Origin of the sequence: Hyalangium minutum (assembly GCF_000737315.1) — a bacterium.
GTDB classification, from domain to species: domain Bacteria; phylum Myxococcota; class Myxococcia; order Myxococcales; family Myxococcaceae; genus Hyalangium; species Hyalangium minutum.
The window spans coordinates 496,483-522,774 of sequence record NZ_JMCB01000004.1 but is presented as its reverse complement, the minus strand read 5'-3'; the positions used below and the strand labels follow the sequence as shown (position 1 = coordinate 522,774).

At 68.6% G+C, this 26,292-nt stretch carries 20 protein-coding genes; 12 read left to right on the top strand and 8 right to left on the bottom strand.

All coding sequences use genetic code 11. The features are described 5' to 3' along the window. Positions 1-6: 6 nt before the first annotated feature. Complete coding sequence (locus tag DB31_RS13490) at positions 7-792, top strand: ceramidase (protein ID WP_044187102.1); 786 nt, start codon at positions 7-9, stop codon at positions 790-792. Between the two features lie 27 nt (positions 793-819). Here DB31_RS13490 and DB31_RS13485 read toward each other — a convergent pair whose 3' ends face one another. Further along, entirely contained in the window at positions 820-1,275 is a 456-nt protein-coding gene (locus DB31_RS13485) for a 2,4'-dihydroxyacetophenone dioxygenase family protein (protein ID WP_044187100.1), read from the bottom strand. Between the two features lie 102 nt (positions 1,276-1,377). On the opposite strand from DB31_RS13485, the gene pdxR reads away from it, so the two are divergent. The 3 genes from pdxR to DB31_RS13470 all read left to right on the top strand — a co-directional run bounded on the left by pdxR (position 1,378) and on the right by DB31_RS13470 (position 3,810). Beyond that, positions 1,378-2,814, top strand: coding sequence for a MocR-like pyridoxine biosynthesis transcription factor PdxR (gene pdxR / locus DB31_RS13480; RefSeq protein WP_044187097.1), 1,437 nt, complete (start codon positions 1,378-1,380; stop codon positions 2,812-2,814). 88 nt (positions 2,815-2,902) lie between these two features. Then, positions 2,903-3,454 carry a YaeQ family protein gene (locus DB31_RS13475; protein ID WP_044187093.1) on the top strand — a complete coding sequence of 184 codons (552 nt, stop codon included), beginning with the start codon at positions 2,903-2,905 and terminating at the stop codon, positions 3,452-3,454. 29 nt (positions 3,455-3,483) lie between these two features. After that, positions 3,484-3,810 (top strand): hypothetical protein, encoded by a 327-nt coding sequence (locus DB31_RS13470; protein WP_240486678.1) that lies wholly within the window; start codon positions 3,484-3,486, stop codon positions 3,808-3,810. A gap of 12 nt (positions 3,811-3,822) precedes the next feature. Here the strand turns inward: DB31_RS13470 and DB31_RS13465 are convergent, their stop codons facing one another. Then, positions 3,823-5,475 carry an MbnB/TglH/ChrH family RiPP precursor modification enzyme gene (locus tag DB31_RS13465; RefSeq protein WP_044187088.1) on the bottom strand — a complete coding sequence of 551 codons (1,653 nt, stop codon included), beginning with the start codon at positions 5,473-5,475 and terminating at the stop codon, positions 3,823-3,825. 32 nt (positions 5,476-5,507) lie between these two features. Then, complete coding sequence (locus DB31_RS13460) at positions 5,508-6,557, bottom strand: hypothetical protein (RefSeq protein ID WP_044187085.1); 1,050 nt, start codon at positions 6,555-6,557, stop codon at positions 5,508-5,510. A 44-nt stretch (positions 6,558-6,601) separates the two neighbouring features. On the opposite strand from DB31_RS13460, the gene DB31_RS13455 reads away from it, so the two are divergent. Then, entirely contained in the window at positions 6,602-7,321 is a 720-nt protein-coding gene (locus DB31_RS13455) for a class I SAM-dependent methyltransferase (RefSeq protein WP_044187083.1), read from the top strand. A 15-nt stretch (positions 7,322-7,336) separates the two neighbouring features. On the opposite strand, the gene DB31_RS13450 is transcribed toward DB31_RS13455, so the two are convergent. The 3 genes from DB31_RS13450 to DB31_RS13440 form a co-directional block, all read right to left on the bottom strand. Beyond that, complete coding sequence (locus DB31_RS13450) at positions 7,337-8,386, bottom strand: NAD(P)H-dependent flavin oxidoreductase (RefSeq protein ID WP_063769222.1); 1,050 nt, start codon at positions 8,384-8,386, stop codon at positions 7,337-7,339. 48 nt (positions 8,387-8,434) lie between these two features. Next, the gene (locus tag DB31_RS13445; protein ID WP_044187078.1) at positions 8,435-9,058 is read right to left on the bottom strand and encodes an RNA polymerase sigma factor; all 624 of its coding nucleotides are present in this window, start codon (positions 9,056-9,058) and stop codon (positions 8,435-8,437) included. 69 nt (positions 9,059-9,127) lie between these two features. Beyond that, on the bottom strand, positions 9,128-13,192 hold the full coding sequence (locus tag DB31_RS13440) for a protein kinase domain-containing protein (protein WP_052419931.1): 4,065 nt from the start codon (positions 13,190-13,192) through the stop codon (positions 9,128-9,130). A 282-nt stretch (positions 13,193-13,474) separates the two neighbouring features. Here DB31_RS13440 and DB31_RS13435 point away from each other — a divergent pair, with 282 nt between their 5' ends. From DB31_RS13435 to DB31_RS13410, 6 genes are read left to right on the top strand one after another with little or no spacing between them, the layout of a single operon-like run. Next, positions 13,475-13,957 carry a response regulator gene (locus tag DB31_RS13435; protein ID WP_083968230.1) on the top strand — a complete coding sequence of 161 codons (483 nt, stop codon included), beginning with the start codon at positions 13,475-13,477 and terminating at the stop codon, positions 13,955-13,957. Continuing rightward, positions 13,939-15,633 carry a hypothetical protein gene (locus DB31_RS44770; protein ID WP_052419930.1) on the top strand — a complete coding sequence of 565 codons (1,695 nt, stop codon included), beginning with the start codon at positions 13,939-13,941 and terminating at the stop codon, positions 15,631-15,633. The genes DB31_RS13435 and DB31_RS44770 overlap by 19 nt, the downstream gene beginning before the upstream one ends. Beyond that, positions 15,554-16,912, top strand: a complete 1,359-nt coding sequence (locus tag DB31_RS13425) for a Dyp-type peroxidase (RefSeq protein ID WP_044187076.1) — start codon at positions 15,554-15,556, stop codon at positions 16,910-16,912. Before DB31_RS44770 ends, DB31_RS13425 begins: the two co-directional genes overlap by 80 nt. 58 nt (positions 16,913-16,970) lie before the next feature. Continuing rightward, positions 16,971-18,701 (top strand): VWA domain-containing protein, encoded by a 1,731-nt coding sequence (locus DB31_RS13420; protein ID WP_044187075.1) that lies wholly within the window; start codon positions 16,971-16,973, stop codon positions 18,699-18,701. Positions 18,702-18,707: 6 nt separating this feature from the next. Further along, on the top strand, positions 18,708-19,439 hold the full coding sequence (locus tag DB31_RS13415) for a hypothetical protein (protein WP_044187072.1): 732 nt from the start codon (positions 18,708-18,710) through the stop codon (positions 19,437-19,439). Between the two features lie 16 nt (positions 19,440-19,455). Continuing rightward, complete coding sequence (locus tag DB31_RS13410) at positions 19,456-21,114, top strand: alkaline phosphatase family protein (protein WP_044187068.1); 1,659 nt, start codon at positions 19,456-19,458, stop codon at positions 21,112-21,114. Between the two features lie 43 nt (positions 21,115-21,157). Here the strand turns inward: DB31_RS13410 and DB31_RS13405 are convergent, their stop codons facing one another. Both DB31_RS13405 and DB31_RS13400 read right to left on the bottom strand, forming a co-directional pair. Then, positions 21,158-21,523: an ArsR/SmtB family transcription factor gene (locus DB31_RS13405; protein WP_044187066.1), complete on the bottom strand. Its 366-nt coding sequence runs from the start codon at positions 21,521-21,523 to the stop codon at positions 21,158-21,160. After that, positions 21,504-21,962 carry an SRPBCC family protein gene (locus DB31_RS13400; RefSeq protein ID WP_044187063.1) on the bottom strand — a complete coding sequence of 153 codons (459 nt, stop codon included), beginning with the start codon at positions 21,960-21,962 and terminating at the stop codon, positions 21,504-21,506. The genes DB31_RS13405 and DB31_RS13400 overlap by 20 nt, the downstream gene beginning before the upstream one ends. Positions 21,963-22,110: 148 nt before the next feature. Between DB31_RS13400 and DB31_RS13395 the strand changes: the two genes are divergently transcribed. Next, positions 22,111-26,277: a protein kinase domain-containing protein gene (locus DB31_RS13395; protein ID WP_063769221.1), complete on the top strand. Its 4,167-nt coding sequence runs from the start codon at positions 22,111-22,113 to the stop codon at positions 26,275-26,277. Positions 26,278-26,292: the final 15 nt, after the last annotated feature.

Sequence of the window (26,292 nt, the reverse complement as noted above, 5' to 3'; positions counted from 1 at the left end):
GCCGTCATGCAAGAGACGGCCACGGGCTTCTGGGGACCCACCACTTCCACGGTGGACTGGTGCGAGACGAACTACGAGCACCTCTATTATGTGGGTGAGCTGTTCAACTCGGCCTCCAGCCTGGCGATGGTGTTCGCGGGCGTGCTGGGCATCGTCCTCCACCGCCACGTGCTGGAGCGCCGCTTCATGCTCGCGTTCGCCATGGTGTCCGTCGTCGGGCTGGGGAGCATCGCCTTCCACGCGACGCTCCTCCGCCAGGCCCAGATGATGGACGAGGTTCCCATGCTTTGGCTGGTCCTGGTGATCCTCTTCATCCTGCTGGAGAACAAGCCCGAGCGGCGGTTCGGGAACTGGTTTCCCCTGTTGCTGCTCGGACACGCGGTGCTCATCACGAGCCTCAACGCGTTCACGAACGGCCCCCTTCAGTTCTACCTCTTCCATGCGAGCTTCGCGTCGCTGGAGCTGTTCGCGCTGGGCCGCGTCTACTTCATCCACCGCCGCAACCAGGACCGGACGATCCGGCGCGTCTACCGGTTGGGGATGAGCGCCTATGCGCTGGCGTTCGCAGTGTGGTTCACCGACCTGCGCGCCTGCTTCACGCTCAACGTGACGCTGCCCTCCCTGGGGATCCCCAACCCGCAGCTCCACGCGTGGTGGCACATCCTCGTGTCCTGCGGGTTCTACGCGCTCCTGCTGGTGATCGCCCATGACCGGCTGCGGACGCTCGGCCGATCCCCTCAGGTGCACTTCATCGCCGGATTCATTCCCTTCGTGCGGCCCACGATGCCGTGACGCGGTGGCTCGAGCACCCGGTGCGGCTCAGGCCGTCAGATCGAGCATCGGCAGTCCGTGCTCGGCGCAGAACCTCCGGTACACCTCCTGCTGCGTGCTCGACGTGTAGCGCCGGGTGATCTCCCCGCGCTCGTTGAGGTATTCGACCGCGCCGTACACGGTGATGTGGACAATCACTGGCTCGGTGCCCACGGCCATCCAACTGTCGACGTTGTTGGCGGGCTCGTAGACGTAACCACCCGGACCCACCACCTCTCCGGTCTCGAGAAGCTTGCGCTGGCCCGAGAGGTTGAAGGCGTGCACCTCGCCCGTGTGGCGGTGCCGGGAGATGGCGGTCCCCGGCTCGAGCCGGAGCAGCAGGACCCAGCCGCGGTCCTCGGGCAAGAAACGCAGAGGCTTGAAGGAGTTGCCGGGGCTCTGCGGGATCCAGGGAATGCGCTCGGTATCGACGGGACGGGAACCAACGGCGGCAGGTTGCGACATGGGGCTTCCTCCTTGAGTGGTCCGCAAAGTGCCAGCCGCAATGGACCGGTAGAAAGCCAGATTTGACGATTCTCACTGGGCCAAGTTATGGGCTGTGGCGGGATGGATCTCCACATCGACTTGAAGCGCCGGCGCGATCGGGCGGGCCAGATCTACAGAGGCGTCCGAGCAGCAATCCTCGATGGGCGGCTCCGCCGGGGCGACCGGCTGCCACCGACCCGCGAGATGGCCCAGCGGCTCGAGGTTTCCCGCAACACCGTGGCCGCCGCCTACGAGTGGCTGATCGCGGAGGGGCTCGTCTCCGGCCAAGCCGGTGCGGGCAGCTTCGTCCAGGGGGAGCCCCCACCGGCCTCGCCCCGCAGGCGGGCGAAGGCAGGGGCCCTGTTGCAGAGCCGAGCGCTCTGGAGAGAACTCCCTGGCCCGCGCGAACGCTTGGGTCCTTCGGCCTACGACTTCCGCGCGGGCATGCCCGACGCACAGTTGTTCCCCTTTGAGACCTGGCGCCGCTTCTCCGCGCGCCAGCTTCGCGCCGCAGTGCTCAGCGCGGAGTACGGAGAGCCTGCGGGTCATCCGACACTGCGTGCGGCGGTGGCGAGGCACATCGGGCTGGCGCGCGGTGTCCAGGCGGACGCCGAGGATGTGATCATCACCCACGGGGCGCAGCAGGCATTCGATCTGATCGGGCGCGTGCTCATCGATCCAGGAACGTGCGTCGTCGTCGAGGAGCCGGGCTACCCTCCCCCAGGACTGCTCTTCCAGTCGCTCGGTGCGCGGGTGGTGCGCGTCCCGGTGGATGCCGAGGGTCTGGACGTCAGCGCGCTCCCCTCGGAGGCCCGGCTCGTCTACGTCACCCCCTCCCACCAGTTCCCGCTGGGAGTGGCGATGTCACCCGCGCGCCGGACAGCCCTGCTGGCCTGGGCAGAGCAACGGAACGCGGTGGTGATCGAGGACGACTACGACAGCGAGTTCCGCTTCGGTGGCCGCCCCCTCGAGACGCTTCACAGTCTGGATCGCTCGGGCCGGGTGATCTACGTGGGCTCGTTCTCGAAGGTGATGCTCCCAGCCCTTCGGCTGGGATACCTGGTCGCCCCGCCCGCGCTTCAGCCAGCGCTCCGGGCCGCGAAGCACCTCAGCGACTGGCACTGTCAGTGGCCCGAGCAGGCTGCCCTGGCCCGCTTCATCGACGAGGGACAGCTGGCGCGGCACATCCGCAAGATGCGGCGCGAATATGAGGCGCGGCACGAGCGCATCCACCACACCCTGCTCCGCGACTTCGACCCATGGCTGGAGCCGGTGCCTTCAGTGGCCGGCCTGCACTTGAGCGCGACCTTCAAGGACACGAGCGCCAAGCTGGAGCGAGAGGTGGTGGCGAGAGCGAAGGTGGCAGGGGTCGGACTGCACCCATTGTCGGGCTTCTACGCGCACCGCCCGGCGCGGCCGGGGCTGGTCCTCGGCTACGGAGCCATCGCCACCCACCGCATCGACGAGGGACTCCGGCGGTTGCGCGCCAGCCTCTCGGCTGTAACGCGGGGGGCCTAAACGAGCCTCCTGCCCAGCCGCCTTCGAGGCTGCGCGGAGATAGGCTATACCGCGCAGGCCCTCGGACGGAGGGCACCGGGACTCCTCAATGACCCTCGCTCCGACGCTGTACGACTTCCAGATCAGCCTGAGCCAGGTGGATCGCTCCATCGACCAGCCGCAGATCGGCATCAAGGTCGCCCGCCACCCCTCCGAGACGATGCAACGGCTCTGGCTGCGAGTGCTCGCCTACTGCTGGGCGTGGGAGGAGCGGATGACCTTCGGCCCGGGGCTGGGCGAACCGGACGCGCCGGATCTCGAATGCCGTGACTACACCGGGCTCGTCACCCGCTGGGTCCGGGTCGGCAAGGCGGACCCCATCAAGCTGCAGCGCGCGGTCGACCAGAACCCTCACGCGAAGGTCTCGGTACTGTTTGAGTCGGCCGAACGGCTCGAGGCGTTCATCGCCGAAGCGCGCGAGGCCAAGGCCCTGCGCGTGGCCAAGGCGGAGCTCGCGGCGATTGACGCCGGGCTCCTGCGTGCACTCTCCTCCTTCGATTCCCGGCGCCTCAAGGTGTCGCTGACCTTCGTCGGGGACCATGTCTATGCCGAGTGCAATGGCCAGAACTTCGACGGCCCGCTGACCCGCTCCGCGCTGTGAAGCTGGAGCGGCACGTCGGCGGGCTCTCGTTGGCTCGCAAGGCTCACTACCTGCGCGCCCGAGGGTGGCGCGAGGAGCCGCGCGGCTGGCACAGCGAGATCTTTGGCACGCTGCCGCTCGCCAAGGCCCTCCACCACCAGCTCACCGATGATCTCAGCCAAGCGCTCCGCCAGCGCGGGTGGCAGATCGCCGGGTTTTCCGAGCGAGGCTATGTGCAGCTGCGCGAAGCAGAGAAGGGCAAGCCCTGCTCGCTGCCCAAGGCCCTGCGCACCCAGGCGCGCCGAGAGAAGCGGCCAGTGGCCGAGCTGACCTACTCCCTGTTCCTCGCGGCGCTGCTTGAGGCCGAGAGCCCGTAGCCTCGCCGAGCTCTACCCTCGCCGCACGAGCCCACGCCCCAGGGCCTCCGCGAGTAACGGAGGAGCAATGTCTTTCTCCGGCAGCGGGCCTTGCGTGAGCGCTCGGAAAAGCTCGGAGAGCCCCGGCGTCGCCGTGTGCACCTCCATGCCTCCGCCCCGCCTGCGGCGAACGGCGAAACGCCAGGGGCGGGACACGGTCCTCCGGGCTGTCTGCGCCAAGGACTCCAGGCCGCTCAGCTCCACCGTGCCGTTGGCCCAGGCCCGGCCCGTGAGGTGACGGCGCAGCGCCCGGGCCGAGTACACCAGCTCGGACAGGTCCGCAGGGAACGTGCCCACTCGCGCGTCCTCTACCAACCCCACCTCTCCAGGCTTGGGAGGATTCATGGGCCGCAGCATCAGCGTCGGGAGGAAGGTCTCGAAGGAGAGCGCCGCAGCCGCCGCGCCCGCCTCGTCCGGGTGCTCGCGGAGGCGCTTGCGGGCGTAGTCCAGGAACGCATGGCCAAACGAGCGGCCCGAGCCTTCGAACAGCTCCCGGTACTCCTGCGAGGAGGTGAAGGCCAGCAGGCCCTCGCGCGTGCCCGCCAGCAGCAGGCGCGAGATGGGGAAGTCCTTGTCGAGCTGCTCGGCCACCACCGCGAGGCGGAAGTCCACCTCGGCGATCGTCCCATCCACGTCATCTGACTCCACGGCCCGGCGAGCGCCGTGCCCCAGGTCGAACAGCTCCCAGGGCCGGCTCACGTTGCTCAGCGGCGGCGGAACAGCCTCCACGGGCGTCAGGCGCAGGGGCGCGCGCTGCTGCTTGGGGATCAGGTTGCGCAGGCGACGCAGCGTGAGCAATGCCACCTCGGGCGGGTGCCCGTCCCCCTCGAATGTGACTGCGCGCAGCGAGGTGCAGCGCGGCAGCACCCACTCCAGCAACTGGAACAGCTCCTCGCGCACGGGCTGGGTGTGATCATCCACATAGAAGCGGCGGACCCACCGGCGCGTCACCACGCCCCCAGCAATGTGGATCTCGATGACGCGATCGAACGGGAAGCCGTCGAGCCCCGTCTCCAACGGCAGCTCGGCGGAGAGCTGGTAGCTGAAGAGGTGCCCCAGATCGAGCAGCAGCGGCAGCCCTGTGCGCGACTGCAGCCTCGCCATGAAGTCGAGCACGTGCATGTCCCCGCGCCGAGCGAACACGGCGGGGTTCTCCAGCGCCAGCGGCCGGCTCAGTCCCGACTGGACGTGCAGCGCGTGCGCGGCGCAGTCCTGCAGTCCCTCATTGGTGAGGGGTGGCGAGAAGTAGAGGTAGCCCGGGAAGGGCTGCCCGCCTGAGTGCCACCAGCCCACGTCATTGCCCACCCACGGGCTGCCCACCGTGCGCGCGTGCGCGTCCAGGTCGGCGAGGGCCTCGGGGGACTCAAGCACCGGCCCATAGAGGTTGAGGTGCACCGGATGGAAGAGCACCGGCACCTCCTGGAGGCGCCGGTGCATCTCCGGAAACAGCGTGGCGTGCTTCTTCGTCTCCGAGAGCGACAAGGGAGCGCTGTACTCGACGAAGTCGAAGAGCTCGGGCTCCTCGTCGAGCAGCCGGTAGGGGTGAGGCTGGTCGCTGGCGCTGAGGTTGCTGCTCAGGCCGAGCCCTCGCCAGGGCAGCGTCCAGGATTCGGGAGAAGGAGCCATGCCCCTACCCTACCCGAGCTTCCCCTCCTCGCTCACATGTCTCGGGTCCAGTTGCCCTGGAAAGAGGGCCCCCGCACACCCGAGGTGATGCTCGTTTCACCAATCTCGCCCCACCGCGAGTTGTACTTGATGAAGTTCTGCCCATTGAGCGGCCGGGTCTTCTCGCCCACGTTGATGATGCCTCCGCCCTGGAGACCCACCAGGGTGCCCTTCCCTCCCGCCCACGTGAACCAGCGATAGTTCGCGTTCGTCTCGCAGCTGCTGGAGCCCCAGCCCACCTCCTCGATGGTGGAGTCACACACGGACTCGGAGACGTAGCTGGCGTGGCTGCCGTCCGCCGTCCACACCAGCGGGTGCGTGCTGTCGAACCACTGCACGCTGGCCTTGGCGTAGTAGGTGACATTGCTGTGGTGCGCGAAGTGGACTCCCGCCACCGAGTAGTCCGGATTCAGGCGCACGTTGACGTGCTCCCAGTCGGACTCGTGGTTGAAGGAGAGCTGCGCATCGTTGTACGGGAAGAAGAACCAGTACTGGAGGTTCACGCCCCCGTAGGCGTTCTTGTAGACGTGGCCGTAGACCTTCCAGTCGGCGGAGTTGGAGCTGCCGTTGTGGACGGCATCATCCGGCGGCTGGAGGAAGAAGTGCTCGCTGTCGTTCCAGTCCGTGCCGTACGAGTAGCGGGCCGTGCTGGTGTGCGAGCACAGCCAGTTCTTGTCGTTGTGGGTCCGGTTGGTGATGCTGGTCTGGTTCACGCTGCCCACATTGAGGATCTGGCAGTCGGAGCAGCCGTCATGGGTGAAGCGCATGTGGACGCGAGCCAGGTACCAGTCCACGTTGGCGGGCTTCGTCCAGTCGATCGTCCACGGGAGGTTGACCACGGGCGCGTGGCGCTGGAGGAGACAGTCCTCGTCTCCGTCATCCAGGCCGTCGGCATCGGCATCCACACCGGAGGCGGTGCATCCCGCGACCAGCCCCTGCTTGGCGGACAGCAGCAAGTCCAGCGTCTCGTCCTCCGGGCCACAGCCAGCCACCACGGTCAGGCCAAGCGCGGCGGCGCTCCACCAGGTATTTCTGTTTGACATGTTTCCCCTCCCTTTCCGGGAGGGCGGATATTACACGGACGATCATGTTCCATCGCAAGGGCCCGACGTTTCTGGAGCTGGCGCAGCAGGCACTCTCGTCCGTGGAGCACGGATACGATCTGCTCGCGCCGAAGTTCGAGTACACGCCGTTCCGCACGCCAGATGCGGTGCTGAAGGTGGCAATGGAGCAGGTGGGCGCTCCGGGCCGCATCGATCGCGCGCTCGACTTGTGCTGTGGCACGGGAGCGGCGATGCGCTTCCTGCGGCCGCTGTGCCGCCAGGAGGTGGTGGGCGTTGACTTGAGCCGGGGGATGCTCGACGAGGCGCGTCAGCGGCTGGCGGACGCACCGGGCGACGCGAAGATCACCCTGGTCCAGAGCGATGCCCTGAAGCTGACGTATGAGGCCGAGTTCGACGTGGTGACGAGCTTCGGGGCCTTCGGGCACATCCTGGAGGAGGACGAGCCACGGCTGGCGGACGTGCTCACCCGCGCGTTGCGGCCCGGGGGCCGCTTCGTCTTCGTCACGGGGCATCCACCGTCGGCGTGGAACCCGGGCTACTGGCTGGCCAAGGGCTTCAACGCGGCAATGCGCGTGCGCAACGCGCTCTGGAAGCCGCCCTTCGTCATGTACTACCTGACGTTCCTGGTGCCCCGCGCCCGCGAGCTGCTGGAGGCCCGGGGGTTCGACGTGGACGTGCGCGATGGGCTGATGCCTCCGCCCTTCACGCCCTACAGCGTCGTCGTCGCCACGAAGCGGCCGTGAGCGACGGAGCCGCCGCTACTTGCGAGCCGTCCGCAGCGCCTGCGCCGCGTCTCGTATCATCTCATCGACAATCTGGGCCACGGGCCGGATGTCGTGGATCCGTGAGACGCCCTCCCCGGCCGCCAGGCACATCTCCTCGAAGTCTCCCGTCACGCCCGGCATGGGCAGGATCGCGCTGAACTTCGGCATCTCGTAGGGAACGGGTCCCATCATCGCCCGGCCGATGGACACGCCCGGCTGCGGCGGAGGCACCTGGCCCTCACGTCCCGCCCACTCGCTCACGACCCGGTTGCGCAGCACGCGCATCGGCTGCCCCGGCCACTCGGGACCGAACAACGTCGTCACCGCCGTGCTCGTGTTCGCCGCCGCGAGCCGTTGCTTGTACTCCGGATGCGCATCCGACTCCTCGGAGGCGACCAGCCGCGTTCCCACCCATACGCCCTCCGCGCCCGCCGAGAACGCCGCCGCCGCCGAGGCCCCATCCACGATGCCTCCCGCCGCCAGCACCAGCCGGGGCGCCACCGCAGCAATGACCTCGGGCAACAGCGTGAGCAGCGGCGTCGTCCCTCGGACGTGGCCACCTGCCTCCACGCCCTGGACAATCACCCCGTCCACACCCACCGCCACCGCCTCGCGGGCTTGGGTTACGGAGCCCACCTGCATCCAGACACGTGCCCCCGCCTCATGCAGCCGGCGAACCCAGCGCTCCGGCGGAACGTTCCAGTGGAAGGTCACCAGCTTCACGCCCTGCTGGACGCAGACCTCGATGTGCTCGTCCGTGGTGAACGGCTGATCCCCAGTGGGGCTCCCATTCGCGACGATGAAGTTGATGCCGAACGGGCGCGAGGTCATCCCGCGCGTCGCCTGGACGAGCCCCGCCACGACCGCTGGAGGAATCGGGCCGGTCCCGAGCATCCCCAGGCCTCCCGCGTTGGAGACCGCCGCCGCGAGCCGGGGCCCTCCCACGAACGCCATCCCCGCCCCCACGAAGGGCACGTCCACGCCGTACTCCCGCGCGAGTCTCGAAGGCAGCACATCCCGAGGCTGAAGTGAGGTGTCGCTCATGCGCTCGACGATAGGCCGCGCGCACTCTCTCCGTACACGCGCTCCGCGTCACACCGGCGGCTGATCCTGTTCGAGCAGCCCCTGCTCGGTGGCCATCTGCCGCAGGTGGGTCTTGATGCGCTGGAACTGCTGGCGCAGTGCCGTGGCCTTGCGCGACAGGGCCGCACTCGTCATCGGCTCGTCCGAGTCCCACATGATGCGTGCCACCTCCGTCCACGCCAGCCGCTGATCCACTCGCAGCAGCAGCAGCATGCGATCCTCGGGCTCGAGGCTCTCGCGCAGCGCCCGGAAGCGCTCCTTCACCGAGGTCCGCTGCCAGGGGCGCGTGTCGGAGCGCTGGCGAAGCGCCGCGTCCGGAATCCCCGAGGAGCTCACCGGCGTCTCTCGCGCCGAGGGAGCGTGCGCCAACTGGTAACAGGAGTTCCGCGCCAGCCGGTACGCCCACGTTCGGAAGGAGCTCTCCCAGCGGAAGGACGGCAAGCCCTTCAAGAGGTTCTCGCAGAAGAGGCTGAACGCGTCCTTGGCCAGCTCGGGGTTGTGCAGAACGGAGGCCATCAGCCGCATGATCTCCATCCCGTAGCCCTGCAGCGCACGCTCCACCGCTCCGCCAGTGTCCCCCCGCTGGCTCAACTCCCGGATCTCCTGCTCCAGCTTCTCTCGATCGGTCGCCATCGTCTCGTCCCCTGACTGTCTCTGGCTTGCGCCCCAGCGGGTGGAGCTCCGGCCCCGCCGATGTGATGCCTAAGGCGGGGCGAACAGTGGCAGCTCGCCCGCCCCCCCTTGGAGCTGACGCTCGAGCGCCGCCTCCACGTGTCTGCGGAACCCGTGCGCCCCCTGCCGCTCCGCCACCTCCATCCCGTGCAGGAACGCTGTCGCCGCCGCTGAGCCGTAGCCGAGCGCCTGGAGCAGCTCGCCCTCGATCCGGTACAGCTCCGACTCGTACGAGCGCTCCCCCAACGCATCCGCCCACCCGAGCGCCTGGGTCACGGCCGCCAGCCCCTGCGAGTACTCCCCCAACTTCATGTGGTACTCCGCGAGCATGCCGAGGAAGAGCGGCATGCCCACCTTGACTCCCGCGTTGCGCCACCTCGCGAGGTTGGCGCGCAGCAGCGCCAGCCCTTCGCGCGGGGAGCCCTGCTCGGACAGGACCCAGCTCTTGATGAAGACGGACCAGCCCAGCCACAGGCGGAAGCGGTGCTCGGTGGAGAGCGCGATGCACCGCTCCGCGCGTTCCCGGGCGCACTCCAGCTCCCCTCGGAGCTGGCACGCCAGTGCGGTGTAGGTCAGCGCCAGCGCCAGCGTGTGGTGATGGCCAATCTCCTCGGCGAGCACCAGAGCCTCGGAGCTCCAGCGCCGAGCCTGCTCCATATTGCCCAGGGCGGATTGGACGACGGAGCCATAGGCCAGCGCGGCCACCCGCGGGTTGACCCACTGCTTCACCGCGAGCTCGCGGTGCTGCTCGAGCCCGAAGTCCGAGTATTTCAGCGCGAGCTCGACGTGCTCCAAGGCCGTGGTCATCTGCCCCCAGGTGAAGAAGTTGGTGGCCATCATCCGGTGGCCCAGCGAGAGCATCTCCCGGCTCTGCTGGCGCTCGCCCAGGCTCGCGAGCAACTCGGCCAGCTCCTGCCCCAGCTGGAACCGGGCGCGCATGAAGGAGTAGGCGAAGGAGCCCCACGTCGAGGCTTGCACGCGCGTCAGCCCGTCGCCCACCTGGTGGAACAGCTCGAAGGCCCGGCTGTAAGTCTGTTCCACCTCGCGGGAGCGGATGCTGCGCGTCTGCATCAACGGAAGGCCCAGGGCCACCTGCAGCTCCAGCTCCTGCTCCGGGCGGCGCGAGGCCTCGGGCAGGCTGCGCAGCAATCGGAGCGCCTGGTTGAGGTGGCTGATCGCCTCCACGTTCGCCGAACGCACGCTGGCGCGCAGGCCCGCCTTGGCCCAGAAGTGGATGGCCGGCTCCACCTCCCCCGCCTCCGTATAATGGTGGGCGAGCATCTCCGGCTGGCTGTCGGCCAGCTCCGGGAACTGCGCGGCCATCACCTGGGCGATGCGCCGGTGGTACTCGCGCCGCGTACGCCGCAGCAGGGATTGGTAGGCCGCGTCCTGGATGAGCGCGTGGCGGAACTGGTACCGAGACTCGGGGCCCTCCTCCACCGACTGCAAGAGGCCCGCCTGCAGCAACCCGCTCAGGTCCTGCCCGAGCGCTGCCTCGTTCCTCCCTGAGAGCGTGGCGAGCAGCGCATGGCTGAAGCCCCGGCCCACCACGGCGCAGAGCTGGGCCAGCGCCTTCTGCCGCCGGGGCAACTTGTCCAGGCGGGCCAGCAAGAGCCCTCCCAGCGTGAGAGGAATGGAGAACGGCTCCGCCGAGGTGCTGCCCGTGGAGCCCTTCTCCAGCACCATGTGCGTCATCTCTTCCACGAAGAGCGGCACGCCGTCCGTCTTGGCCGCGAGCTGCTCGATGGTCTCCTCGGAGAGCGCCTTCCCACTGGCGGACTGACGCACCAGCTCCGCGGTGAGCGCGGGCGACAGGCGCTCCAGCGTGAGGACCTGGATCTTCTCCTTCCCAGGCCAGGTGGGCTCGAAGCCGCGGCGGGCGGTAAGGAAGACGCAGAGCCGCCATTTCTCGATCCGGGCCAGCAGGTAGCCCAGCAGCTCCAGCGTCGAAGGATCCGCCCAGTGGAGATCCTCGACGATGGCAAAGACGGGACGCTCCTCGGTCATCCGCTGCAGCAGCGTCGCGAGCGCCTCCAGCGTCTTCTCCTTCAGCAGCTCCGGGCTGAGCCGGAGGTGAGGTGGCGCCTCGGCCACGGGCAGCGAGAGGAGACTCGCCACCAGGAACACGTGCTCCGGCGGCAGGCCCGCCGCCCGCATGCGCCCCTCCACCTTGCGCAGGTTCGCCTGCGGGCTGCCCTCGGACTCGAGCCGCAGCAAGTGCTGGAGCAGCTCGATGATGGGGGCGAAGGCGCTCGTGCGGAACTGCACCCAGCACTGGCAGCGCAGGCGGATGACGCTGTCCTGAGGAACCCGCTCGCGCAGCTCCTGAATGAGCCGGGACTTGCCGATTCCCGCCTCGCCTCGGACGAGGACGAACGCGCCCTGGCCCATGCAAGCGCGCTCCCAGCTCTCGAGCAACTGGTGCAGCTCGGGCTCGCGGCCCACCAGCGGCGTGAGGGGTCCCTGGGCATGGGTGCGCTCGAAGCGGCTCGTGGTGCGCTGCTCCCTCAGCAGGCGGTGCACGTCTAGCTTCGCCATCCCCGCCAGCCCCTGGAAGAACCGGGGGCCGAGCGGCTCGGTGCGGAAGCCGCCTCGGACGAGCTTCCACGTGGTGTGGCTGAGGCACACCGTGTCGGGCGCCGCCTCATGGGCCAGCCAGAGTGCGATCTTCGGCGCCTCGCCCTGGAGCGCGGGAGTGCGTCCGCGCAGCTCCACGGGGAGGTTGTCCAGCACCACCGTGTCCGTGTGCACCCCCACCTTCACGGTGAGCTTTCGGCGCGGGAGGTACGGCAGCTTCTGCTGGATGGCTGTGCCCAGGTGCGTGGCGAGAAAGAGTCCCGCGCGAGCTGCCTTCTCCGGGTCCTCCTCGCGCGCCTGGGGATAGCCGAAGCACGCAAGCGCCTCGTCCCCCATGCACGTGGTGATGGAGCCCTCGTGCTGCTGGATGATCTCCGAGAAGGACTGGTGGAAGGCACCTTCCAGTTCGCCAAAGTCCTCCGCATCCAGGTGCTCGGCCAGCCCCGCCAGATCGGCCAGCCAGCACGACACCAGCGTCACCTGGCGGCGCTGCGGCGCCAGGCTCCGAGGCTCGTCCCGCCACGGCGTAAGGCCCTCCTCGATGCGGCGCAGGCGCTCCCGGAGCTCGGCGGCGCTGGAGAGCCGCTCCCGGGGAGTCTTCGCCAGCATGGAGGCCACCAGCTTCTCCAGCTCCTCGGGCAGCCCAGGCCGCCGCTCGCTCAGGCGCGGCACCGGTGCATCGGAGAGCACCCGCGCCCTCAGCTCCGCCAGGCTCGTCTCTATATAAGGAGGAACACCCGCGAGCAGCTCGTACAGCATGACCCCGGCAGCCCAGATGTCCGTGCGCTCGTCCTGCGCCTCTCCCCGCCATTGCTCTGGAGCCATGTAGCTGGGCGTCCCTGCCGCGGGGAAGTTGGGCGCCGCTGGGAAGACGGCCGCGGTGAGCCACGCGAGCCCGAAGTCCAGGATCTTCACCTGCCCCTTCTGGGTGATGAAGACGTTCCCCGGCTTGAGGTCCCGGTGGACGATGTGGTGCTCATGCGCGTGGCCGAGTCCCGCCGCCACAGCGGCCATGATCTCCAGGGTGCGCGGCAGCGAAGGGTGCTCCTGCAGCAACAGGGCGGACAGGCACTCCCCCTCCAGGCACTCCATCACCAGGAAGGGAATCCTGGGCTCCCATGACGCCCCGCTCCACTCGGACACGTCGAAGATCCGGACAATGTTCTCGTGGTCGAGCTGCGCCACGGCCCTCGCCTCCTGCCGCAGCAGGGAGCTCATGGGCAGCTCGCCCAGCCCCTCGCGCGGGAGCAGGAACTTGAGCGCCACCACGCGCTGAAGCTCCTTGTCCCGGGCCCGGAACACCAGGCCCATCGCGCCACCCCCCAGCTGATCCAGGATCTCGAAGCGCTGCCCGTCCTGCCCTCCCAGGTGCTCGCCCCGGAATGGGACTCGCAGTGGAACGGAGACCTGGGCTACCTGAGCCAACAAGGAGTCATCGAGGTCGGCGTCGTCAGCCTCGTCCCACACGGCCTCCTCGCCGTGCGCCTGCTCGTCCGAATGCTCTTCGTCTGGACGCATCTCCCCGCCTTTCGGAACGCGTGGTCCCCTCGGGCGCAGCGCCTCCGACACACGTTAGGAACCGTGGGGAGGGTAAGCAACGCGCCTGGCCCCGCACGGCTGATCCAGCAGCCTCATGAGCAAGCGGAAGCCCGGCCCTCCCTGCGCCGCGCGCGAAGCCGAGCAAGCAGCACTCAGGGTGCGCACGCATCCTCCGGGCTGGACGGTCTGTCCCACATCACACCGAGGAGGGGAGAACTCGATCCAGACAGAGAGACCTGAGAGACGGAAGGCAACGACACCATGAGCACGATCCTCCTCGTTGATGATGAACAGGAAATGCTCGACCTCTTCACGGAAGTGCTCGAGCTGATGAACCACCGCGTGCTGGGCGCGCGTGACGGGCGCGAGGCACTGTCCATCGCCCGCGAGGCGAACCCGGATCTCGTGGTGACGGACTGGAACATGCCGCGCATGACCGGGCTGGAGCTCTGCCACGAGCTGCACGAGGACACACGGCTGCGTGACATTCCCATCATCCTGCACAGCTCCGCCGGCAACCCGCACGCTCCGGGAGTCCAGTTCGTGCCCAAGAGCTGTGCGATGGAGGAGTTCGAGGCGCTCGTGAGCCGGCTGCTCGCCAGCACGCAGCCACAGCGCCGGACGGCATCTCACGAGCTCCAGGGGTCCCGCTCGCCTCCTCCGCACACCATGCCCGCGCCCTCGGAGTGCGAGGCGTTCACGTTCAACCTGAAAGGTGAAGCGGAATGCTCCACGGCACACTGACGATCGTCACGAAGATCCGGCCCTCGAAGGTGAAGGCGCTCGAGGCGCTCCTGGGAGAGCTCAACGCGCGCATCCGCGAGGGCGAGGCGCATCCCTTCGAAGGCGTGGAGGGGCTCTCCTTCGCGCGCTGGGGCATCCTCGAGCCCGGGCCGGACGGCGAGCGGCTGCTGGTGTTCGGCGCGGACTTCAGCGCAGAGGATGGCCGGTACCGGAAGCGCTCGAGGGAGTTCCTGGAGCGGCTCGTCGTCGGGCTCTGCGCGCACCGGAAGGAGTCAGGTCCTCGCGCCTTCGATGCCATCTACCGCTGCTGCGCGGGCTACCCCGCCAAGGGGCTGCGCAAGCCCAACCGGGTGTTCGAGTTCCTGAAGACCCACTCCGTGCCCTACACGGCGCGCCAGGTCGACTTCGCCTACCGGGTGGAGACGGCCGAGGGCATGCGCCAGCTCTTGTCGTTGAGCGACGCCGTCGAGCACCACTTGAACACCCACCGCCACCCGCTCGAAAGCCTGGCCCGGGACGAAGAGCTCGGAGTGGAGCGGGTACACCAGGAGATTCAACAGCACCTGCGTCCGCTCCAGCCCGTGCTCTCCGATTCCGAGTGGAGGCGGCGCTGGGACTTGGCGCGCTCCCGAGCAGCCTGGGCCACCCTGCTCTATCCCGCGGTCCGCTACGCCGTGGCGCTCCCGCTGGTGGGCCTCTGCAGTGCCATTGCCGCCGTCGAGAAGAAGGCTCGGGGCCTCTTCCACCGCCGGGCTCCCATCGAGCCGCGCCAGGCCCTCCATCCCCTCCGGGTCCTCCGGAACTACCCACGGGAGCCGCAAGGCCCGGTGCAGAACCCGATGATCCACGTCGCCACCCTGGAGCCGGGGCTCGTTGCCCGGGCCGCGCTGTGGATGACGCTGCGGAGCGTGAACCTGCGGCTGCTGCGCTACGTGGTGGGGCTCAACCACATCCGCGCCATCCACTGCGCACGCTGGGTCCTGCTGACGAACCGCCGCAGTGGGCGAGGCTCGCTGCTCCGGCCTCGGACGCACCGGCTGCTGTTCTTCAGCAACTATGACGGGAGCTGGGAGTCGTACATCGACTCCTTCGTGGACGACCCCGAGGTGCGCGAGTTCCTGGTGCGCATCTGGAGCGGCACACAGGACTTTCCCCAGCGCCAGAGCAGCCGTCCCTTCGTGGAGCCCTTCAAGGCGTGGATCCAACAGCAGCAGGTGCCCACGCGCGTCTGGTACAGCGCCCACCTGCATGGCCCGGCGGGCCGCGTGGAGCCCTCCATCCCGGATCTCCACCACTTGCTCCAGCTGCGACGGCTGCTCGCGCGCGGCGACGTCTCCTCCGCGGAGGCAAAGCAGGCGCTGGGCTCGTTCCTGTCACGAGGCGTCTTCGATCCCGAGCCCCACCTCATGAGGGCCCGGGAGTGGTTGAGCTACATCTTGAAGCGGAGGGATCATGTTGCGGATCGACAGTTCACGAAGCCCGGTGCTCCAACGCGCCCAACGGCTGCTGCCGCCATTCCTGCGAAAGCGCCCACCCCGCGATCTCCGGCACCCGGCGGCCGACATCCAAGGGCTCGTGGTCCATGGGTACAAGGTCATGGACGCAGCGTGCTTCCTGCTGCTGAGGATCGAGGATCCCCCCCGGGCGAGGAGCTGGCTGCGCCAGACGCTCCCTGACATCACCACCGGGGCCGACAAGACCTCCGAGCAGCTCTCCCACTGGACGACGGGCGTGAACCTCGCGGTGACGTGGAGCGGGCTGCGGGCGCTCGGGCTTCCAGCCGAGGCGCTGGAGACCTTCCCGGAGGAGTTCCGCGACGGCATGTCCGCCCGCGCCGACATCCTGGGTGACGAGGACGTGAGCGCGCCCGAAGCCTGGGAGTTCGGTGGCCCGTCGGGTCCGGCGGCTCAGGAGGATCTCCACCTGCTGCTGATGCTCTACGGAACCACCGACGCAGAGGTCACCGCGCTGCTCGAGCTGCAGCGGGCCCGGCTCGAAGCGGGAGGCCTGCGAGTGCTGCACGCTCAGCGAGCCGCACGGCGCAAGAACTCCGAGGGCCACGCCATCGAGCACTTCGGGTTCCGCGATGGGATCTCCCAGCCACAGCTCGAAGGGTTCACCGATCCGAAGCACGCGGCGCTAGACCACGGCGGTCCCGTCAAGCCGGGGGAGTTCCTCCTGGGCTACGAGAACGAGTACGCGGAGGTTCCTCAGACGCCGGAGGTCCCTGCCGCGCTGGACGCATCGGGAGTCCTCCCGCCAGGCAGAGAGGCCGGCTGGAAGGAGCTGGGGAAGAACGGCAGCTTCCTCGTGATGCGCAAGCTCCGGCAGGACGTGGAGGCTTTCGAGCAGTTCCTCGAAGCGCACAAGTCGGTGGCCGTCGGCGAGACGGACGAGCAGAAGAAGCAGTGGCTCGCGGCCAAGCTGATGGGGCGCTGGCCCAACGGCGCGCCGCTGAAGCCAGGAGAAGACACGCCCCCGGCCCCCACCTCCGGCGGCAAGGACGGTGCCGACAACAGCTTCGGCTTCGCGGAGAAGGATCCGCAGGGCTACGGCTGCCCCGTGGCCTCGCACGTGCGCCGCGCCAATCCTCGGGATGCGCTGCCACCCAACGCGGAGCTGTCCCGGCAGGTGAGCCGACGCCACCGCATCCTGCGCCGGGGCATCACCTACTCGGACGGGGCGGACCAGGGGATGATCTTCATCGCCCTCAACGCCAACATCGCCCGGCAGTTCGAGTTCCTCCAGCAGACGTGGCTCAACAACGGCAAGTTCGGCGGCCGGTATGCGGAGCGGGATCCGCTCGTGGCACAGGGGACTCGAGCCATGACGGTGCCCCGTCAACCCCTGCGCCGCTGCGTGGAGGGCCTTGAGCGCTTCATCACCGTCCGAGGCGGTGCCTACTTCTTCCTACCAGGCCTCAAGGCCCTGAAATTCCTAGCGAATCTGAGGTGAGACGCCCCTACCCGCTGTAGGGCGAGTGCCGTAGAGTGCGCCCCCAGCAAGGAGTGTCATGAACAAAGGAACCAGCGTCGCCGTTGTCCTGGTGTTCGCGCTTGTCTGCGGTGTTGTGCTGTACAACAAGCTCTCCCCCAGCGGGAGCCAGGGCACGGCCACTTCGGATGGCCGCCCCGCCGAGGGCAGCGCCAAGCCCGCAGAGAAGCCCAGCAAGGACACCATCCAGGTCCTCTACGCCTCGTCCGACGGCAAGAAGGAATGGGTCAACGACGTCGTCAAGACGTTCAACGACAAGCAGGTGGAGATCAACGGCAAGGTCGTCGTCGTCAAAGCCGAGCACATGCGCTCGGGCGAGAGCCGCGCCGCAATCCTCGCCGGCAAGTCCCAGCCCACCATCTGGGGGCCCGCGGGCAAGAGCTGGATCGATCTCATCAACCAGGACTGGCAGACGCGCATGAACCGCCCCTTCGTGCCCCAGGCGAAGGACACGGTGAACACCGCGCTCATCATCGCCCTGTGGAAGCCCATGGCCGAGGCGCTCGGCTGGCCCAAGAAGGAGATCGGCTGGGATGATCTCCACAGGGTCGTCACGAATCCCAAGGGCTGGAGCGCGCTGGGCCATCCCGAGTGGGGCGCCTTCAAGTTCGGGCACTCGCACCCGGACTACTCCAACTCCGCCATGCTCTCTGTGATCAGCATGATCTACGCGGGCGCTGACAAGACTGCGGGCCTCACCTCGGCGGACATGAAGAACCCCAAGGTGGTGTCGCTGCTCAAGGACATCGAGCGCTCCATCGTCCACTACGGAGAGAGCTCCAGCTGGCTCATGGACAAGCTGTGCGCGCGCGGCCCGTCCTACCTGTCCGCCGTCACCGTGTACGAGTCGTCCGTGGTGAAGGCCAACGACAAGTGCAAGACCAAGCCCTTCCCCTTCGTGGCCATCTATCCCAAGGAGGGTACCTTCTGGGAGACGCACCCCGCAGGCGTCGTGGACGCCGACTGGGTCACCGAGGATCAGAAGGCCGGCGCCCAGGCGTTCCTCGACTTCCTCACGTCATCCGAGCAGCAGGCCAAGGCTCCGAAGTACGGCTTCCGGCCCGCGCTGAAGGACGTGCCGCTCACCGCGCCGTTCGACGAGGACCATGGCATCTCGCCCAACGCCCAGCGCAAGGAGCTGGAGTACATCAACGAGGACCTGTTCCAGCGCGCCAACACGCTCTGGCACGAGACGAAGAAGAAGGCCGCCATCTGGGTGGTCCTGGATACCTCGGGCTCGATGAACGGCAAGCCGATGGACGCGGCCCGCGAGGGCACGGTGAAGTTCCTCAAGCGCATGGAGCCGGAGGACCTGCTCCAGGTCATCTCCTTCAGCGAGGCCCCCACCCCGCTGGGCAACCCGGGCAAGGTGCGTGAGTCGGGCGAGAGCCTCGTGCAGAAGGTCCAGGGCCTGTACGCCCACGGGCAGACCTCGCTGTACGACGCGATCATCCTGGCGTTCGACCAGATCGAGCAGGCGCGCAAGACGGACCCCGAGCCGCGCAGCTACGGCATCGTCGTGCTCTCGGACGGCAAGGACACCTCCTCGAAGCGGAACCGGCCGGATCTCATCGAGCGGCTGCCCAAGCCCGAGGACACCGAGGGCACGCGCGTCTTCACCATCGCCTACGGCAACGAAGCGGACGAGGAGCTGCTGCGCACCCTCAGCGATCGCTCGAACGCGCTGATGGTGAACGGCGACAGCGCGGACCTCGACAAGCTGTACCACCAGATCGCGTCGTACTTCTGAGAGCGCGTGAAGGGACCCAACTGGCAGAGGCTGTTTCCGGCCGCGGGGATGCTCGCGACGGCCGGCGTCACCGCGGCAGCGACCCACGAGTGGTGGGTGCTGGGACTGGGGACGCTGGCCTCCGTGGTGCTCGCCCTGCTGAACCGTGGCGGCCCCCAGCTCCCCCCAGGACTGGATGCCGAGCACCGTGAGCGGGCCCGGCTGCTCTGGGAGGCCAAGGAGCAGCTGGGGGTGGAGCTGGCGAAGGTGCCCGAGGCCGCGCGCGAGATGCTCGCGGTCTCCGCGCCACAGCTGGAGCGCATTGGCGCGCAAGCGATGGCGCTGGTGGCCCGGCACCAGGAGCTGCAGTCGTTCCTGGCGCAGACGGGAGAGAAGGGACTGGCCGAGGAGCGCGACCGGCTGGAGCAGCTCGCCTCGCAGAGCCATGACAGCGCCGCCGCCGAGCGCTACCGGGACGCGGCGAAGGTCCGCGAGGGACAGCTCGCGGATGCCGCCGCGCTTCGGGGGCAGGTGTCCCGGCTGGACGCGGAGCTGGCCGAGCTCCAGGCCCGGCTGGAGGCCGTGAAGGTGCAAGTGCTGACGTTGCGCTCGGCCCGGGCGGACTCGGGAATCGTCGAGAGCTCGCGGCGGGTGACCACGGATCTGTCCAAGCTGTCGCAGGACATCGGCGTGATCTCGGACAGCTTCGCCGAGGTCGCCGGGGCGCCTGGCCAGCCACAGAGAACACGAAACTCATAGCAGTCAGGAGAACGGAATGAAGGCACATCTGGGAGTGGCAGCCGCGCTGCTCATGGGCTCGACGGCGGTGGCGCAGACCGCTCCTGCTCAGGCGAAGAAGGGCAAGCAGGAGCAGCAGCCGAAGCTGGTGGTGCTGCTGGTGGTGGATCAGCTCGGCGCGGACGTGCTGTCGAAGATGGAGCCGCGCCTGAGCCCCAAGGGCATCAAGCGCATCCTCGGTGGCACGCGCTTCACCGACTCCACGTACCGGCAGCTGGCCACGTACACGGGCCCCGGGCACGCGCTGCTGGGCACCGGCGTCTACCCGCACAAGAGCGGCATCGTCTCCAACAAGTACTACGATCGCACCACGGGCAAGAGCGTCACCACGCTGCTCGATCCGGCCCACCCGCTGATCGACTCGCCCGCGGATCCGGAGGATGACTCCTCGCCGGAGAAGCTGCTGGCGCCCACGGTGGGCGATCTGCTCAAGCAGAAGAGCCCGGACTCGAAGGTGGTGGCCATCGCCCTGAAGGACCGCGCGGCGGTGCTGATGGCGGGCCACACCGGCAAGGCCTACTGGCTGTCCGAGAGCACCGGAAAGATGACCACCTCCACCTTCTTCGAGAGCGCCCTGCCCGCCTGGGTCACGGGGTTCAACTCGAAGAACCCCATGGATGCGCAGTTCGGCAAGGTGTGGGACCGCTCGCAGCCGGCCGCGAAGTACTTCGGCCCGGACGAGGCCGCCTACGAGGGCGACTACAAGGGCCTGGGCAAGACGTTCCCGCACAAGATCACGGGCAAGCTCGACAAGCCGGGGCCTGACTTCTACACCGCCTTCGCCGCCACCCCGTACGCCACCGACTGGGAGCTGACCTTCGTGAAGGCCGCCGTCGAGGCCGAGGGCCTGGGCGCGGACGCGGCGCCGGACATCCTGGCGGTGAGCTTCACCGCGCCGGACTACGCGGGCCACGCGTACGGCCCGGACAGCCACGAGGTGCAGGACTCGATCCTCGGGGTGGACCGCGCCATCGGCGACCTGGTCACCTACCTGGAGAAGAAGGTCGGCGCGAAGAACCTCGTGTTCGCGTTCAGCGCGGACCACGGCGCGGCGCCAGCCCCGGAGAAGCTCGCGGCCGAGGGCAAGACGGTGCGGCGCATCAAGAAGGCCGAGCTGAAGGCCGCCGTCCAGAAGGCCCTGCAGGACAAGTACGGACCGGGTGAGTGGGTCTCCGCGCTGGAGGACCCGAGCATCTATCTGAACACGAAGCTCGCCGAGGAGAAGAAGATCGCTCCCGCGGAGTTGGAGAAGACGGCGCTGGAGGCCGCGCTCAAGGTGCCGCAGATCGCCGCTGGCTTCACCCGGACAGAGCTGATCGCCGGGACGAACCCAGAGCGCCCCTACTTCAAGGAGACGCGGCTGACCTTCCACCCGGACCGGGCGGGCGAGGTGCTGCTGGTGCCCGCGGAGAACTCCTTCTGGGGCAAGTACGGCGAGAAGTCCGAGGGCTCCACCCACGGCAGCCCGTATGGGTACGACAAGCACGTGCCGCTGGCCTTCTACGGCGCGGGCATCAAGAAGCAGGTGGTGAAGACGCCGGTGGATCAGGCCGACATCGCCCCCACGCTGGCCGCGTTCCTCGGGATCGAGATCCCGAACGCCGACGGCCAGGTCCGCCCCGAGGTGAAGAAGTAGCGCGGGCGGTGGAGCACCTCCTGAGGCTCTGCCACCCGGAGCCTCAGGAGTCTTCCGGGCCTTCCACGAGCATCTTCAGCCGTCCGAGTGACGCGTCCCACTGCTGGGAGATCGAATCCAGGCAGCGGCGGGCCTCCTCGAGCGGCCCCGGCTCCAGCTCCCAGATGCTCTCGCGGCCATGGCGCAGGCTGCGGACGACCCCGGCCTCGGCCAGCACGTGCAGGTGCTTGGTGACGGCCTGCCGGGTGACGCCCGCCCCGTCCGTGAGGCGCGCGATGGACATGGGCCCGTCCGTGCACAGCCGGGACACCAGCCGCAGGCGCGTCTCGTCTCCGAGCGCGGCGAAGATGGGAGCAGAGGCTCTCAGCCCGCCCTCCGCGACTCCCGCGCTAGGCCGTCGCGCTGACATGCTTCTCGATGTTCCCCATCTGGATCGTCCAGCCCTCCTCGTTGCCCCGGTAGAGCTTGTCCCGGTGGGAGAGTGGAAGCTGATCGAAGCCGGACTCCGAGAACTTGAGCAGCGTGCCGCCGGGGGCCTCCTCGAGCTCGAAGACGCACAGGGTCGTGGGCCCGTTCAGGTCCACCTTGCCGTCGATGATGTGGTGCCAGCGCCAGGCGAACACGCGCTCCTTGTCCAGCCGCTCGATGATCATCACGTAGGGGTGGTGCGCGTAATCCGGGTGCGTGATTGTCCCCTTCACGTGGGCGCCCAGAGCGATGGGGTCATGGAGCTTGACCCCAAACCAGCTCCCGAACTCCTCGGCGGTCGTCAGCGCCCGCCAGACCCGTGATCGCGGTGCGCGGAGCAGCAACTGCTTCTCGATGCGATCGGTACTCGTGGTTCCCATGTGCAACCTCCCGGTTGCACATTACAGACAGGGCTCCGGAAGCGCAACCATTCAGTTGCTCATGGCTGGGCAGCTGGGCGGGCGGGGGCCGTGGCTGCCCGCTCTCTTGGCTGTCCTCGCAGCGGATCACTTCCCACATTGGGAGGGGATGCCAAAGAGACCTGACCCTCCCGAGCGCCATCCACCCGCTGGCGAGAGCGCTGAGCGTGCGGACACGTACGCCTCGGATCAGGACGACTCTTTCCTTCTGCAGGTGGCCCGCGTGGATCCGCTGCTGAGGACGCCCAAGCCAGGGGAGCGGCTGGGCGGCCGAGACGGCGCCCGCTTCGAGATCCGCGAAGAGCTGGGCGGTGGGGCGATGGGGCACGTGTTCCGGGCCTGGGACAAAGAGCTCCAGCGGGTGGTGGCGCTCAAGTTCCTGAGGCCCCGCACGGTGATGGCCGAGCCCCGGCTTCGGGCGGCACTGCGCGAAGAGGCCCGCGCCATTGCCCAGCTGGACCACGAGAACATCGTCCGGATCTTCGACGTATCCGAGTGGCAGGGACAGCCCTGGGAGCCCTGGGTCCCCTTCCTGGTCATGGAGTGCCTGGACGGCGAATCTCTCTCCTCGCTCCTACGGCGGGAGCGGCCCGAGCTGCGGCAGGCCCTGGAGCTCATGAGCACCCTGGTCGCGGGTCTGGCGCACGCTCACGAGCACCACGTCGCGCACCGGGATCTCAAGCCGAGCAACGTCTTCATCACGCGGCGGGGCCAGCTCAAGCTCATCGACTTCGGGCTGGCGCATTTCACGACAAGCAAGGCTTCGGGGACGCCGCAGTTGCCCACAGCGGGGACGCCGCCGTACATGGCCCCGGAGCAGTGGCGAGGCGAGGCGCAGGACGAGCGCACGGACGTCTGGGCCGCCGGTGTCGTGCTGTACGAGCTGCTGACGGGGCAGCTCCCCTACCCCGGCACGAACCTCGCGGAGCTGCGTGCGCTCGTGACGTCCCAGGAGCCAGTCCCCTCGGCTCGCGAGCTCCGTCCAGAGCTGCCTCCGGCCGTGGAACCGCTGCTGACCAAGGCGCTGGCCAAGAATCCGGCGGAGCGTTTCCCCTCCGCGGTCGAGCTTCGAGAAGCGCTGTCCCGGCTCCAGGAGACGCTGGGCCCCTGGAGGGAGAAGCCCCAGGCGCTCGGGCCTCAGCGCCGGCAAGTGACGCTGGTGTGCTGCCAATTGGCGGGGCTGGACAGAGTCTCCCCCGAGCTCGATGCGGAGAGCAGCGGCGAGTGGGAGGCCACCTTCCAACGGCGGTGCTCGGAGATCCTCCGGCAGCATGGAGGCACCCTGGCCTCATGCATTGGAGATCAAGTGCTGGCCTGCTTCGGGTATCCCCTGGCCCGAGAGGAGGGCTCGGAGCACGCGGTGCGCGCGGGGCTGCACGTGGCGCAGGAGCTGGACCCGGAGCTGGCGCCTCTGTCCCATGGAGCGCTGGCCGTGCGGGTGGGGATCCACACGGATCTGGTGACGCTCGATGAGCTGCCCACCCAGACTCAGGGGTGGACGCCCTCCATCCAAGGCGAGGCGCCCCGGTTCGCCGTGTGGCTGGCACGCCAGGCCCCACTCGGAACCGTGCTCCTCAGTGAGGCGACGTGGACCCTGGTGAGTGGCGCCTTCGAGACCGAGGCCTGCGGCCACGCTTCCTATACAGGGGTGTTCGGTGCTCGGGAGGTGGCGCTGCACCGGGTCCTGCGCGAGCGGAGAACGCCGCTCCGGTTCGATCGCCCCCGCGTGGGCGGACTGCTGCCGTTTATCGGGCGGAACGCGGAGCTGCAACAGCTCCTCGCCTGCTGGCAGGAGACGCGCGGCGGTCAACGCACCGCCGTCCTCCTCCGAGGCGAGGCCGGCATCGGCAAGTCGCGCCTCATCCGCGAGCTGGGCCAGCGCGCGGCTTCGGAGCCGCATGCGGTACTGCGCGCCCAGTGCTGGGCGCAGTTCCGCACCAGCGCCTTCTATCCTGTCGTGGAGGCCCTGCAGCACTTCTTCCATCTGGCCCCGGAAGATGCGCCCGCGCAGCGCCTGCACCTGCTGGAAGCACAGCTCGCCGGGCTGGAACTGTCTTCCGCGCAGGCGCGGCTCATCGCGGTGTTCCTCTCGCTGCCGGTGCCGGAGGAGTCCCCTCACCTCCGGCTGCAACCCCAGCTCCTCAAGGAGCGGACCTTCGAGGCGTTGGCGGCCTTGCTCGGGCACATGGCCGCGAAGCACCCCATCCTCGCCATCTTCGAGGACCTGCACTGGGCCGACCCGTCCACGCTGGAGCTGCTGACCTTCCTGCTGGCTCACTCCCAAGGACACCGGCTGTGCCTCATGTTCAGCGCCCGCCCGGACTTCCCGCTCCCGGCCTCCTGGGCCCCCAGGCTGAAGCAGCTCACGCTGGAGCGGCTGCCCGCGGAGCTCGCCGCAACCCTGGTGAGAGAGGCCGCCCACGGCAGGGCCTTGGCTCCGGAGGTGGTGGACCGGCTGGTGGCCACCACCGACGGCATCCCCCTCTTCGCCGAGGAGATGACCCGCATCGTGTTGGAGCGGCGCTCGCCCTCGGGGACGGGAGTCTCTTCCTCCGTCCCCATCACCTTGAACGAGCTGCTGCAGGCCCGCCTGGACGCGCTACCTCACCGGCAGAAGGCGCTGGCCCAGCTCTGCGCCATCATGGGCCGCAGCTTCGATCACGCCTTGCTCTCGGCCACCGCGGACCGCACCGAGGCCGCGCTGAAGCAAGACCTCCGAGGGCTGCTGGAAAGGGGCCTGCTCCAGCAACAGGGTGACGATCCGCCTCGGTACCAGTTCCGGCACGCGCTCCTGCAGGAGGCGGCCTCTCAGTCCCTGCCTCGGGGCACGCGGCGGCAGTACCACCAGCGCATTGTCCAGGCGCTGGCGGAGCAGTTCCCCGACGTGGCGGAGACACAGCCGGAGCGGCTCGCCCACCACTACACCGAGGCGGGAGACGTGGAGTCCGCTCTGCGCTGGTGGGCCGTTGCCGGAGAGCGCGCCGCGATGCGCTCAGCCAATCCAGAGGCGGTCAGCCACTTCACCCAGGCCCTGACGCTGCTCAACCGCCTCCCCGACTCCCCCGAGCGCACCCGCACAGAGCTGAAGCTCCGGCTGGCCCTGGGCATTCCCCTGCTTCAGGTCCAGGGCTATGGCTCCACCGAGGTGGAGCAGACCTACGAGCGTGCCTACACGCTGTTCCACGAGGTGGGAGACACGCTGCCCCAGGTGGAGCTGTCGTACTGGAGCCTCTTCCACTACCACTACGCGAGGGCGAAGCTCGATCAGCTCCAGGAGCTGGGCGCCTTGCTCGTGGAGCAGGGCCAGCGCCACCACCTCCGCGAGCTGCTCGTGCAGGGGCACCGGGCCATCACGCTCAGCGCCTTCACCCGGGGAGACAACCTCCTGGCCCTGGAGCATGTCGAGCGAGCCCTGGAGGCGTCAGACTTCACGCTCGAGCAGCACCGGACGCTCGCGGTGAAGCACTGGATCAGCCCTCGGGCGGCCGCGCTGGCGTTCGACGCCGTACTCCAGGCGCTCTTGGCCCGGCCCACCCAGTCCCTGCGCTCCACCCAGGAGGCCGTGAAGCTGGCGCGAGAGGTGGCCCACCCGCACACCTCGGCCTTCGTGCTGACCTACGCCGGGGTGAGCGCCCAGCTCCTGCGAGAGCCCCAGCAAGTCCTGCAGTGGGCCGAGGCAGGCTTGGCGCTCTCGCGCGAGCACCGGCTCCAGGTCTGGCTGGTGTGGTCCGTGCTCCTTCGGGCCTGGGCGATCGCCGAGCAGGGCCGTGTCTCCGAGGGCCTCCAGACGCTGTGCCAGGCCATTGAGCAGGTGAAGGGCACCGGTGTGCGAACCACCTTCCCCTTCTTCTTCGGACTGCGCGCGGCGCTGCACCTCAAGCTGGGCCAGTCCGAGGCAGGGCTGGCCGCGGTGAAGAACGGCCTGGAGTGGGCCGAGGCCACGGGGGAGCACTCCTCCGACGCCGAGCTGTACCGGGTGCGGGGAGAGCTGCTGCGGCAGCTCGAGCAGGAGCGGGAAGCGGGAGAATCCTTTATGGTTGCCATCACCGTGGCCCGCCAGCAACACGCGCTCCTGTTCGAGCTGCGCGCGACCGTGAGCCTCGCCCGTCAACTCTGGGACCTGGGTAGGCCGCAGGAGGGCGCGCAGCGGCTGGCCCCGCTTCATGCGAGATGTGCACCCGGCGGCACTTGCGTGGACCTCGCCGAAGCAAATGGACTGCTCTCGCGGCTCGCTGGCGCTACATTGGGCACGGCGCATGTTCCGCCTGCGCTTTGATCCCATTCCGAGGTT